General features: G+C 44.2%; 8 protein-coding genes. 1 reads left to right on the top strand and 7 read right to left on the bottom strand.

Features of this window, described 5'->3' with window-relative positions; all coding sequences use genetic code 11:
- Positions 1-43 precede the first annotated feature (43 nt).
- The 6 genes from GMES_RS13615 to GMES_RS13640 form a co-directional block, all read right to left on the bottom strand.
- Positions 44-733, bottom strand: coding sequence for an ABC transporter ATP-binding protein (locus tag GMES_RS13615; RefSeq protein ID WP_006993294.1), 690 nt, complete (start codon positions 731-733; stop codon positions 44-46).
- A complete protein-coding gene (locus GMES_RS13620; RefSeq protein WP_052013422.1) occupies positions 717-2,366 on the bottom strand; it encodes an ABC transporter permease family protein in 1,650 nt (549 codons plus the stop codon). The genes GMES_RS13615 and GMES_RS13620 overlap by 17 nt, the downstream gene beginning before the upstream one ends.
- Positions 2,342-3,562: an ABC transporter substrate-binding protein gene (locus tag GMES_RS13625; protein WP_407636009.1), complete on the bottom strand. Its 1,221-nt coding sequence runs from the start codon at positions 3,560-3,562 to the stop codon at positions 2,342-2,344. The genes GMES_RS13620 and GMES_RS13625 overlap by 25 nt, the downstream gene beginning before the upstream one ends.
- Positions 3,546-4,424 (bottom strand): DUF547 domain-containing protein, encoded by an 879-nt coding sequence (locus tag GMES_RS13630; RefSeq protein ID WP_006993297.1) that lies wholly within the window; start codon positions 4,422-4,424, stop codon positions 3,546-3,548. Before GMES_RS13630 ends, GMES_RS13625 begins: the two co-directional genes overlap by 17 nt.
- Positions 4,425-4,518: 94 nt before the next feature.
- A complete protein-coding gene (locus tag GMES_RS13635) occupies positions 4,519-6,660 on the bottom strand; it encodes a dihydrolipoyl dehydrogenase family protein (RefSeq protein ID WP_006993298.1) in 2,142 nt (713 codons plus the stop codon).
- Between the two features lie 21 nt (positions 6,661-6,681).
- Entirely contained in the window at positions 6,682-9,081 is a 2,400-nt protein-coding gene (locus tag GMES_RS13640) for a TonB-dependent receptor (RefSeq protein ID WP_006993299.1), read from the bottom strand.
- Positions 9,082-9,433: 352 nt separating this feature from the next.
- Here GMES_RS13640 and GMES_RS13645 point away from each other — a divergent pair, with 352 nt between their 5' ends.
- Positions 9,434-10,687, top strand: coding sequence for an MFS transporter (locus tag GMES_RS13645; protein ID WP_006993300.1), 1,254 nt, complete (start codon positions 9,434-9,436; stop codon positions 10,685-10,687).
- On the opposite strand, the gene GMES_RS13650 is transcribed toward GMES_RS13645, so the two are convergent.
- Positions 10,677-11,660 (bottom strand): GGDEF domain-containing protein, encoded by a 984-nt coding sequence (locus tag GMES_RS13650; RefSeq protein WP_006993301.1) that lies wholly within the window; start codon positions 11,658-11,660, stop codon positions 10,677-10,679. The two genes, GMES_RS13645 and GMES_RS13650, sit on opposite strands and share 11 nt — an antisense overlap.
- Between the last annotated feature and the right edge of the window lie 1,459 nt (positions 11,661-13,119).

Here is a 13,119-nt window from a genome sequence, read left to right on the forward strand (position 1 = left end):
ATGGGTCGCTAGAGGGCAGACCCATAGAGTTGAGTATACGTTATTAGTTACGCTTAGCGTGCGATGCGCTGGACGTGCTATGAAAATAGGCCCCTAAATCTATATGTTGAGCGTGAGCGGGAATGTTGTCGATATCATGACTCACCATAATACTAGGGACACCTTGCTGCTGCAGTTGCTCAAATGCCCACTGACTTACCTTGGCACTCGTGTTTGGGTCAAGGGCAGCAAATGGCTCATCCATCAATAAAGCTTGAGGTTGATTCGCCAGTGCGCGCACCAAGCCTACGCGAGAGCGTTCGCCGCCACTGAGCTGATTAGCGAAATGGCCCGCAACATAACCCAGCTCAATCTTCTCGAGCATATTCGTTGCCGTTTCACGGCGCTGCTGTTTATTCTGTTTTTTACCTTGCTGGTTTTTAGAAAGAGCGGGCAGTGCAAAGCAGATATTGTCTAACACATTCAAATGCGGAAAAAGATGCACGTCTTGCATTAATAAACCGATACCACGCTGCTCGACGTTCAGGTCGTTGAGCGGCTTTTCGTTCAATATGATGTCACCGCTGATTGAGGCGTGCTCAATCTCATCACCTAACACCCAGTGCAAAAATGTCGACTTGCCCATACCGCTTGGGCCGGTAAGTACCAGTAATTCACCTTGTTCGAGTGTTATATCGGGCAAGGAAATCTGCCCACTAACGGTGTTTATTTGGCAATTATTGATGCGCAGCATCGAAACTTCCTCGAAGACGTTGAGCCAGCACACTGGCGATGAAAAAGGCAATAAATGGCAGTGCAGCTTGCACTAACATATAGACTGCAGTGATGCTCTGCTCGTTACCCGATGCAATCGCAACTGCCTCAGTGGTGATGGTAGAGACTCGCCCTGCACCCAACATTAGGGTGGGAATGTATTGCGCTACACTGACCGAAAACGCGATGGCCAATGCGCTTAGCAGAGCGGGGCGAAGCAACATAAAACGTACTTGCCACCAACGTTGCCAATAGGAATAGCCAAAACTGGCAGCAACCAACTCATAATGCCTATCCAGACTTTGAAACGGCCCGCGAAGCACTAAGTAACTGTAAGCAAAGGTGAAAGGCAAATGCGAGAGGACTATCCAAGCCGTACTGTAACTCGCGCTCATGTCAGTGTGGGCGATTTGCCAGCCGTACACCATGCTTAGCTGCGGTAACAGTATTGCCAGTAACCACACATAATCGGGTAAATAGCGTTTGCTTTGTCGTTGTAGCTCTAAGGCGATTAAGGTTATTGCGACCCCCAGAACGCTGCTAAAAAAGGCAATGTTTAAGCTGTTCAGTAATGGCGTTTGCATGAAAAACCATTCATCTTGCCATAACGTGGTAGACCAACTCGCTGCGCTAAAAGGGCTTTGCGTATTCCAGCCTAATGACCACAGTAAGAAGGTAAGTAATATCGCTAAGGTTAATAGACTAAAGAGCCCCAACCAGGCCGTGAATATTCGAGCAAGGCGGGTGATTTTCAATGGATTGGCCATAACGGCAAGAGTACGAATTCGCTTTATAGCGAACCATTCATGAGTATAAATAGCCGCGACTAATACGCCAAGCATGGTCAATAAAAGCAGATTGCCCAGAAAGGCCATTGCTTGCTCATCTGCGGTGAAGCCAGTTTGCCAGTTATATAACACGACCGCGTAGAGCTCAGGAATGTTGGGGCCGATCAGAAGGCTAATGTCGAGTACTGATAAGGTGAAAGCCATCGCTGCGAGTAAGGCCAAGCGAGACTGCTTCAACACAGTAGGGAAAACCAACAACCACCAACTAGCACTTTCACTGTAGCCAAGTGCTCGACCTTGCAGTAGCCAATCTTTAATCGCCAACTGGCGACCCAGTGCGCTGAATATAAATAAAAAGAAGGGCACTTCTTTTATGCTGATAGCAATTAACATGCTCAACAAACTTTTACGCCCAAGGCCAAACCACTCAGGTGGTGTGCTCCCAAAGAGCTCCCAAAGTACGCTCCACACCATGCCACCTGAACTAAAGAGGTAGACTATGCCTAAAGCTACCGCTAAATGAGGTAATGACAGTAAAGGAGCAAGTCGCTGCTCTAAGGCTTGCCAGCGGGGGTTAAAACGATACTGACTGTATACGGTGAATGCCACATACAGCGCAATGATCGGCGCGAGTAATGAAAGCAGCAGAGAACTTAGAACTGATGACAGGAGGCCGTTATAAGTAAAAAATACGCTCACTTGCTCCCATGAAATTGGTGGTGAGAGCCATAAGCCCAGCACTACACCAAAAACCGGCAGCCCTGCGACAAATGTAACAAGCAGCCAGCCAGTAGCAAGGGTTAAGCGCCGTATCTTTGTTGCCATGTATCTTCAATCATTTGTTGCCAAGAGCTGTGTAACTCTTGCTGAGCGGGTAATGTTGAGACTTCATCCAGTAATGGCGTTATGACCGCGGGGTCCCCCCAACTGCCATTAAGCTTGCGCTCTTGAGCTAACTCGCTCAATAAAAAATGGATCACCACTTTCGCGCCAGCTGGACTTTGCGCCCCTTTAGGAATGGCAAGGTTATGGCTGTTAGTAATAGCACCGCCCTCAAAGTACACACGTTTTGCAGATTGAGGAATGCGTTTTTCATCTTGCTCTTTGCTTATTTGGTTGGGATTGAAACTGACCGTCATTGCCTGTTGATTTTGTTGAAAAAGCGCAAGTTGCTCGGTATTTGAACTAGGAAATGCGCTGCCCTTTTGCCATAGCAAAGGGTGCAGCTTGTCGAGGTAATTCCATAATGTAGGTAGCAGCTGTTGCTGCGCTTCAGGTGTAGCAAGCTCGAACAAACGTTCATCGTTATGACTAAGCGCCACTAAAAGCTGTTTCAAAAAAGTCGTGCCATGAAATTCGGGCGGGCGCGGATAACTCATGCGACCGGGCTGTTTCTTCGCTGCGCTAAGGATATCAGCTGGGGTAATGCTCATTTGAGCAAAGACGTTTTCATTAGCAATAATGTTGAATTGCCCAACGCCCCAAGGTATTTCGAAGCCATCCATGGGGACACCAAAGTCGTTGCGCAACGAAAGCTCTTCAGTCGCCAATAGCGTACTATTAGGGATGACTGAAGTAAGCCCCCCGAGTAATAGTTTTTGTTCTTTCAGATAACTAAAGTTTTCACCGTTTACCCAAAGTAAATCGATAGCACTTTTGCTGCCATCTTCTGCTTTTAACCTGCTAACTGCTTCGCTGATATCGGCTACTTTTACATGGCGCAAACGTACCTTATAGCGACTGGCAATTTCCCGGGCCGCCCAGCGTAAATAGTCGTTAACTGGTTTTGAACCGCCCCAAGCATAAAAGTACACGGTTTCGCCGCGGGCAGTGGCCAAGGTTTGCTGCCATTGTTTGGTGCTTTCGAGCTGGCTAGCTTGACTATCATTAAGGTCGTTTAACGCGTCATTTCCGATAGCCACTGATGGAACACATAGCGCTGCCAATAGCAGTACCAAGTTGCTCCGAACTAGTACTTTAACAAGTGTAAAAAAGCGAGTCAGTTTAGAAGTTAGCCACATCATTTAAACGCCAGTCATAATCCTTGAACGTAATAGGGTAGTCAGCGCTTTTAATTATATTACGCTGAGCTTGGGCACTGTCATCACCCTCGACTAATGCATCGCTGTAAACACTGAGCAAATCAAATAACGAGTTGAAACCCTCGTCACCCTTTTCGAAATCGCCACGATACCATTTAAAAATAGAAGACAGTGACGCTTCGCCTTTTTGGCCATTTGTCTTTATCTCATTGCGGCTATTGTCTGCTAAAAAAAGCTGCATTTGGCTATCTAATTGTGCTGTTAACTTAGACGATACAAATGCCTCATCCCGCAGTGGTGGGCACGACACCGCAGCACAAACAAGGGCTGCATGAATACGTGGCTCTTTGAACCATTTACGCACCATTTCGTGTTCAATATCATCTAGGTTGTGTTTTTCACTAAACAGCGTGAAAAATTTCTTTTCCCAAGGGGTTGTGAACAAACTACCCAAATCACGGATTGATTTAGCATTGCCTTGTTTAAATTCATCCCAGTTATCTATGATCAGCTTCAGTGTAAAGCCATTGTAAGCATTGATGAGAAAACTAAGCTGCTGCTGTTTATCCCATTCGTCGTATTGGCTTTTACTAACATCAGAAAATGCGCTTAGTGAGGTTTGTAGCGTATCTTTTTTAACTGACAATTGCTGGTAGTTGACTCGGGTTTGCTTTTTATCATCAGACATCTGCACTACTTCGCTCAGTAGCTGATCAAAATTATTATAACTGTGATCAAAATCAGCGGCGTGTAACACCATTGAAAATAAGGAAAGTAGCAAACTACCTGTCGTTAGGGTATATCGAACCAAACGTTTAACTTGATTGAATGGAGTATGCATACACTTCTCCGTTGAATTAATTTCAAATGTAGGCGTACGCGAATAAATGCAGCACGCCTATTGTTTTATAAATGACTTCTAGGGAACCGCTGGCCTACTTACGACGCCACGTGTGGAAACGCTCAAGGAAAGCCAACACTTTTTGTGGTGCGTGATCTTTCTTCCAATTACCTGCCGCGTTTTTGTTCGCTTCAGCCATCGTTGGATAAATATGAATAGTGCCCAATATTTTGTTCAATCCCAGGCCGTGTTTCATGGCTAAAACGAACTCAGCCAATAATTCTCCCGCATTGGCGCCGACTATGGTGGCACCGAGTATTTTATCTTTACCTGGTCTTGTTAGTACTTTAACAAAACCACGGGCGTGGTCATCAGCCAATGCTCGGTCAAGGCCGCCAATATCGTAACGGGTGACCTCTACCTCGATGCCCTGTTGTTTAGCGGACATTTCATTTAAACCAACGGTGGCAATTTCTGGCTCAGCAAACGTCGCCCAAGGGATAACACTGTAATCCACCTTGAATATTTTGAACGGTCTGAATAGCGCATTGACCGCAGCGTACCATGCTTGATGGCTCGCGGTGTGAGTAAACTGATAAGGGCCTGCAACATCGCCCGCCGCCAATATATTCGGGTACTTGGTTTGTAAAAAGTCATTAGTGACAACAGTACGATCAGTCTCAATACCAAGTTTTTCTAAACCGAAGCCTGTCAGGTTCGCTTGACGACCCACAGCAACTAATATTTTATCAAACGGAATACGTTCTTCTGTACCTTCAAACTCAACCACTAACACGTTGCCTTCGCTGGTAGTTTCAACGGCCATGGCGCTGGTATTCAAACGTAAATCGATACCGTCTTTTTCTAGCTGTGTTTGTAAATGCTTCGCTGCATCTGGGTCTTCTTTGCTCAGTACCTGATCGCCACGTTCGATTTGCGTGACATGGGTACCTAAACGACCAAAGGCTTGAGACAATTCGCAGCCAATTGGGCCGCCGCCCAACACTATCATGCGTTTAGGTTGTTCAGTAATTTCCCAGAGGTTATCAGCGGTTAAATAATCGATATCTTTTAAGCCGGGAATATCTGGTACAAATGCACGGGCGCCTGTGGCAATAACAATGTTGCGTGTGGTCAGTGATTCAATACCATTTTCAGTTTGAATATCAACCTGCCAAGGGGACACAATAGTGGCGTTACCGATTGCCACGTTTACCCCTAGCGATTCGTAACGCTCAACAGAATCGTGTGGCTCGATTGATTTAATCACGCTGTGAACCTTGTTCATTACCGCTTTGAAATCAATTTTTGGTGCATCATAAGTGACACCTGCGTTTTGCGAGGTGTGATGAATGTGTGCTAGCTTACTGGCATGCAATATACTTTTAGAAGGCACACAGCCCGTGTTCAAACAGTCGCCACCCATTTTATGGCGCTCAACCAAGGTCACTTTAGATTTAATTGCCGCGGCGATATACGCCGTCACTAAACCAGCCGAACCAGCACCAATAACCACTAGGTTACGGTCAAATTTCTTTGGCTTTTTCCAGCCTTTGTAAACACGGCGTTGTTGCAAAGCGCTAAGGATGAACTTAGCCAAAATCGGGAATATGCCTAACAGTACAAACGACAGGATCAGATCCGTTGAGATAATGTCTGATAATTGATTAATTTCTACTAATTGGGTACCGGCGTTGACGTACACGGCGGTGCCAATCAACATACCTAATTGGCTAACCCAGTAGTAAGTCCAAGTCTTTATACCAGTAACACCCATCACTAGGTTGATGATAAAAAACGGGAAGATAGGCACTAAACGTAAGCTCAGTAGATAAAATGCACCGTCTTTTTCGATGCCTTTATCAATAGACTCAAGCTTTTTAGAAAAGGTGCTTTTTACCCAATCCCGCAATAAGAAACGCGAAGCTAAAAAGGCTAACGTTGCGCCAATGCTTGAAGCGAAAGAGGCTAATAATAACCCCCAGCCGAAGCCGAATAATGCCCCCGCGCCTAACGTGAGAATAGCAGCTCCTGGTACACTTAAGGCTGTGGCTGCAGCATAAATTACTAAGTAGCCAACAAATGCGACTAACCAGTTCGCTTCAATATATTGAGCAAGATCTTGCTGATTGCTTTTAAGGCTCTCAAGTGTGAGGTATTGATTCAGGTCAAAGACAAAAAAACTGGCGATGAGCGCAGCGATGACGATGACTAATATTGCACGTTTACTATTCATTACGGGGTAGATCCTTAGGAGCTAGGCCTTAAAGTTGTAGGTGTAAGTTAACTGAACATTACGCGGCAGTTCAGGGAAAACCAATGTTGAACCGAAGTAACCGCCCTCAAACACAGGACGCCAGTTGTTTTCGTCAGTTAGATTGCGTATTTCAAGGCGCAAGCTCGACTGGTGAGTTAGGGCAACATTAGTATTAATATTAATGGTTATTTGGTCTCGGATTAACACAGTAGCGAGGTAATCCAGTGGGTAACTTTTGCTATAAATAGCTGAGCCAGATACATCCCAGTTATCCCATATTTGATAGCCAGCGCTAATCGATACGGTTTGTTGTGGTAAACCTTGCACACGCTGATTTGATGGCGCAAAACCAGCAAAATTAGGCGCACCGATACCTGTGCCTTGAATAATGTCAGGGCGAGAATTATCAAATGCGTCAGCGACTTGTTGTGAGTCTTGGGCGCTAGCGGAACCGTCATAGCGGGCGTCTAAGTAGCTGTAGCCAAGGTTAGCCCACAAGCTACTTCCTTGATAAAACACTTGCGCTTCGAAACCTTTGGCAATAATGCCAGTGTTGCTGCCATCACGATTACGTAAACTACGTGTTTGCTCGAACACTGATGCATCGGCGTACCAAGGTGAGCCGTCGGGCGAGTATTTTACACCTAGTTCGTATAGCTCGTTTTCAGTAGCAAAATTCAAAGGGTTTATTTTATTGTCAGCACCTAACACGGTACCGCCACCCATGCTGTTAGAAGTCGCTTCACTATAGCTATAGGTGGCATAGGTTACGATATCGTTATTGATTTTAAAGCGCGCACTGGCAGAGCCTGAGTACAACCATTTACTGAAGCTGTCTTTTGCCGCTACTTGGCCTTGGGGAGGCAGTGCGTCGCGGGCGGTGACATCGTAGTGGTCAGCACGTAAGCCAACAGTGGTGCTAAATCTGTTGGTCCAGTCGCTATCTTGTTCGGCAAATAGGCCCGTCTGCCAGGTGGTTGAGTCGGTGGTGTCGGACAATGAAAAGTCGTTGTTCCCATCTCCATCGATGTCGTAATTCGCACCAGGAGACACAAAAACACCAGGGCGAAGCTCGACTAAACGTGCCTGTTGGGTTTCAGTCAGAGGAATACGTCTTTGCTCTATACTGCCAAGTAAATCGATAGGTAAATCAGCTTCCGTCGTGAACTGGCTATAGCCAAGCACATCGTTGTAACGTAGGTCTATTCCCCAAGTAGTTTGCTGATCGCCAGACCAAGCGGAATTGATTTCAAGTCGGTTTTGCGCGGTTTTCGCCCCATCGATGATCTCAACAAAGCTGTTTTGCGCAATTTCTTCACGATCTAAGTATTGAAAGTAACTGCGGTTAGTCAGAGTATGCACCGCATTTAGCTGACGCTCGTAGGTACTATGAAAAACGTAAGTCTGTGCATTATTGATGTTGTCTGGGTCGGTAAGCACTGTGCTGCGAGGAATACGTATTTCGTCACTAGGGGAAACTAAAGCAAAAGCACCGGGCACTTGTGAGCCATTTGGTTGCACGCCTTGACCGGTAATGTAGAAACCGTTGTCGATTAGATTCTGTGTGGGGCGATTAATGCCGGCATTATCGGTAAAGTCCACATCGTAGTATTCAAAGCTGATATCCCAACTTGATTTATCATCTGGCAGAAGTTTGTAAGCAACGAATAAATCTTCGCTTTGAAATCCAGTAAAGTCGTAGTAACTGTTGTTATCGATGTATTCTGCACTAACCCGAACACCGCTTTTACCTTCTTCAATTGCGGTGTTTACGTCAACTTGGCCGCGATAGTGCTCCCAGCTACCTGCACTGGCTTGCAACTTTAAGTCTGTTCCAGACAGGGTTGCGGTTTTATTATTTAGATTAACAAAACCACCATTACGTTGGGTGGTACCTAAAATGACGGATGGGGCGCCTTTAACTACATCAATTTGCCCGACGCTGTTAAACGACAAGGGGATCCCAAAACCATTGTTGCCTGCTTGGCGACGCATACCTTGTTGAAATAGCTCGCCTAATTGGCCGCGGATAGTTGGTAAACTGGGGGCACCAAAACCACTGGCTGAATACGTGTTTGGCACTAAGGTAAGTACGTCTTGTAAGTCATCAATAGATAGCTGTTCTAACATGTCGCTGGAAATAGACGTTAGGGTTCTGGCTATTTCCGTTAAATTTTTGTCTTTACCGAACGGACCGTCGATCACTGCATTTTTAGGTGACATAACTAAAGTAGGTTGCGCAGAGCCAGTAACAGTGACGTGTTCAAGGTTGTTGTCTTGTTCACTATTTGTCTGTGGCCCAATACCAGCTTGAGTAGGGCTACTCTGTTCTTGGGCGCTCACAGTGAATGCCATCGCTAAGCTCGCGCTAACAATCAAGCTGTGCGGTAAAATCGACATGGTTTTTCCTTTTAAAATGATTCTGTGCCAAGAGACCCATCGGCGGCAGTTTTTATTACACGAATATTCTAATGAATGGCTTTGTATCAGTATTAAGCGCTATATTTTTTTAAGCATTACAGCCTAAATAGTTTTTTTATTCTAATGTATTGCCGACAATGTCTACGTTTGCATCTGTATCTTAGCTTAAATTTTTAATTAAAAATCATAATAAACAATATGTTATAAGCTAAATAGAATGCAGATAGAATCGAATTTTAAATCTCGAGTATTAATTTCACTGCTAAATAACCTAGCTTTTAGAAATATTTTATTGCCAACACTAAAACACAATTAAAGGATTGATAATGGCATGAGCGTCATTGCTAAGGGCAGCGGCTACTATCTTGCGGGCTTTTTAAATGCGTGCGTTATGGCAAGTTTGATGCCTGTATTATCTTTGTATGCATATCGTTATTTAGACGCCACTGCGACTCAACTCAGTACGCTATTGGGGGGGTATGCGCTGAGCAGCATTATGTATGCGTTTTTCATTGCGCGTATTGTGGAGCGAGTTGGTAAGCACAAGCATTGGCTAATAGGGATTAGTTTTTTAGCTGCTGGTGCGCTGGTTGTGCTGGCGAACACGCAAAATTACCTGGTTGCTTGTGTGGTGATGCTTGGCGTGTTTGCCCCTTTTCATGCATCAACGGCCTTGTTGATGGGCCTCGCATTTCGTTATTTTTGTAGAACGAAGATTAACCGGGTCAACGCGAGGTTAATGGCTACCGTCAGTGCTGCTTGGGTTATTTGCCCGAGTATTGCGTTTTACACGGTCGAAGAATTTGGTTTCTCTGTGTTTTTATATGCTCTGGCCTTGGTAATGCCATTGCTTACTTTGATGTTTTTTACCTTGCCCGCCTCACATGAAAATAAAAACACAATTCAATCAGTCGCAGAAATACATCAGCCTAAGGTGCAACGCGCTCTGATTAAAAACAGTGGCTTGTTAGACGAGAAAAAGAATGCAAAAAATCATTTAGGGCAGTATCTGCACTTGTTACCTCCCTTAGTGTTTTTTGCACTGCTCAGTTTTGCGATAAATTTATACCAACATATTTTGCCAGTCTATTTTGTGCAGCAAGCACTGCCTGTTAATTTGGTGGGGACGCTCTTTATGTGTGCCGCTATTGCTGAAATCGTTTTAATTGTTCGTTGTGTAGATTTATTGTCGCGATTTACGTATTTCCAGTTATTTATCATTGCCAGTGTCAGTGGGATCGCGTTCTTTTTATTGCTTCCACTTAACCAAAACATAACTTATTTATTCTTGATTCAGATACTAAAAGCGCTGATGTATGGCTTGATGGCTGGTTTAGGGATTAATCTATTGCAGCATTTGTTGCCCAGCGAACCGACCTTTGGCGCCGCTTTGTATCAAAACGCTTTTGCCATGGGGATGCTATTCGCTGGCTTTGCCGCTGGTGGAGCCATTGAGTTTTTACCGCCTAACTGGCTATTTAGCATCTGTGCTATGGTGACATCGCTGTGCTTGCTTATTCTTTTGTTCATCAAGCAGGCGTTTAGTATCACAAGACTATCTCTTGTTGAAAATACTAAGGACTGATACTAATGCGATTACGTCCGTCAAATTTTGCCCGATACAATGCAGTATCCGAAGCGCAAATGAGGGCTTCGGATGTGCGAAATTGCCCCCCGAGTTCGGTGGCTATTCCTTGGCTCACACTTACTCTAAAACTGGACGGTAGGCCCAAATCGCTAAAACTCAGGGTGTTTATTTGATGTTGAATATCTTTTGCCACTAATTCTGCGCTAACGGAGCGTAAACGCGGAAGAATTACAGCAAACTCCTCACCACCATAGCGCGCAGCTAGGCTGTCATTTGACGGTAGGCACTGCTCAATCGTTCTCGCTATCTTCTGCAGACATTTATCGCCATTGACATGTCCAAACTGGTCGTTAAACAATTTGAAATAATCTACATCGATAAGTATAAGGCTAATGGCTTGTTCTGTATTAACGCAGTCTAGCCAACTCTTCTGTAATGCTTTTTCGAGATTGTAGCGGTTTGCTAGCCCAGTTAAGTGATCTGTTGAGGCAAGTCGTCTTAGCTCGCTGTATTCACTCTTATGTTTGGTCAGATTGTGCATAACACCGACGAACAAAGGAGTGGGGGCAGTTAAAGACGTTGGCAGGCATGACACTGATAAGTCGGCTTCTAGCCAAGTATTATCATGTCGGTTGATCAATACTTCTTTCGGACCGTGATTCATCGGCAGACCAGAGGTTTTATGCCAATTGATGAACAAGTATTCATACTGTTCACGATATCGCTCATTTAAAAACTGAAACCACTTTTGCCCTATTAGTGCCTCTTGAGGGGCGCCAAAAAATTTGGCTGCCAAAGGGTTTATCACCTCAATTACACCATCTCCATTGACGATGAATATCGCTTCAGCAATGACGTTCACCATCTTGCTAAAGGCATGCATTTTTTCATTGAGTAATGGCAAAGAGAGCACATCTAACAATGATGAGCTATTTTCTTTTCTGTTCTTTGGTTCGTTCGCATCCGGCATTGAATGTCCTTTCAACTGTTCTCGTTGATTTATAGTGAGGACACTGTATTAAACTAAAGTCTCTAATACCTTCTGCTAACCTTCTGTTTGTAATTGTCTGTTTTTAAAGGTTTTAATTGTTTTGGTGACATGGGGAATTAAAGTAATTAATTACTATTAACGATGAGGTTTATGCATCCTAAATACCCGTTATACAAAAACGCGCTTTAAATAGCGCGCTTAATGAATTGACTCGAGAGCTTAGCCAGAGAGCATTCCCGCGGTTACCCTGAATAAAGTTAGGGTTACAAAGCTGGGTTTGCAATCAGTGAGATGAAGGGCAAAATAACAACGTAAGCCGAAGCCCCAACGGTTTATTGCAACTTATGATTACGTTGGCGTATTGAGGTAAAGCTAAAGTAGCATTTTAATGCATAGGCACTCACGATCGGTATGCATATTACGCTAGCAACCGTAAACAAAATGTCACCCAATGTTCCAAAAAATATACTTTGACTGACGTAACCTAATGCGCAAAGTAAAGCGATATGTAAAAGTAAGAAAGTTTTCATGTGAGCTCCTTTTGTATCTTAGTAAGCGTGACTGCTGTTACTTACTAAGACTCAATGTGTAAATGCTGCGTTAATCGACGTTCATACTCTATACCCAGCACTTATCTTTAACCTTCCGCTACTCTTCTGATTGTAAGGCTATGATTTTTAATCGGTATTTTTTGTATAGTTATTGCGATTTATCCATCATTTGAATAGCCAAATGTATTCATAAGCTATTCGCCCTAATCTATGACGACGATAAACGGGCAAGATTAGAACGAGCGAAAAGTGCAAGAGGGGCAATATAGAAGCAGGTATGTGTCTGGTGATTTGTGAGATATCGAATATCTATTTTTGTCGCCAGTGCGTGTTTGAATTCGTAGCCACAATGATTTGGCGCTAACGTGTTAGTGACGTGTAGTGCTCACTAATCTTTAATTAAGATTGTTACAAGCGGATCTTTCACAGCTATATAGAAGAAGTCGAGTTGCTGGAGCGAGTTCCTAAAAAAGCGATAGTTAAATATATAGATCAGTATCTACGCGCGCCGTGAAGTTGATGTTTACCAAATAAGGTGTTTGCTAAGTAGAGAACAGTGCTAAAAAGTATAATCTGCAACTGACAGATCTTATTCGATCTGCTTTTGACAGCTTTAAATCGATTGATCCCGGTGTAAAAAGCAGCATATAGACCTTATTTTAAACGCATTGACTAATTAATCGACACTTGAACTTTTTTTTGAAATAAACACTTGCGATCAAAAAAGGGATCTCTATAATGCGCATCTCGCTTCGGGGAGGCCACTTAAAACGGCTCACCGAGACAGGATTTCCTTAGTGTAAATCGTGTCATTGCGATGCTCTAAGAGCGTTGTAGTTAGCGGGATGCAGCAAATTGCTTAGTTTGAAATAAAATTAAAAAATTTG

The sequence above is a fragment of the Paraglaciecola mesophila KMM 241 genome (assembly GCF_000315015.1).
In the GTDB taxonomy this organism is placed as follows: Bacteria; Pseudomonadota; Gammaproteobacteria; order Enterobacterales; family Alteromonadaceae; genus Paraglaciecola; species Paraglaciecola mesophila.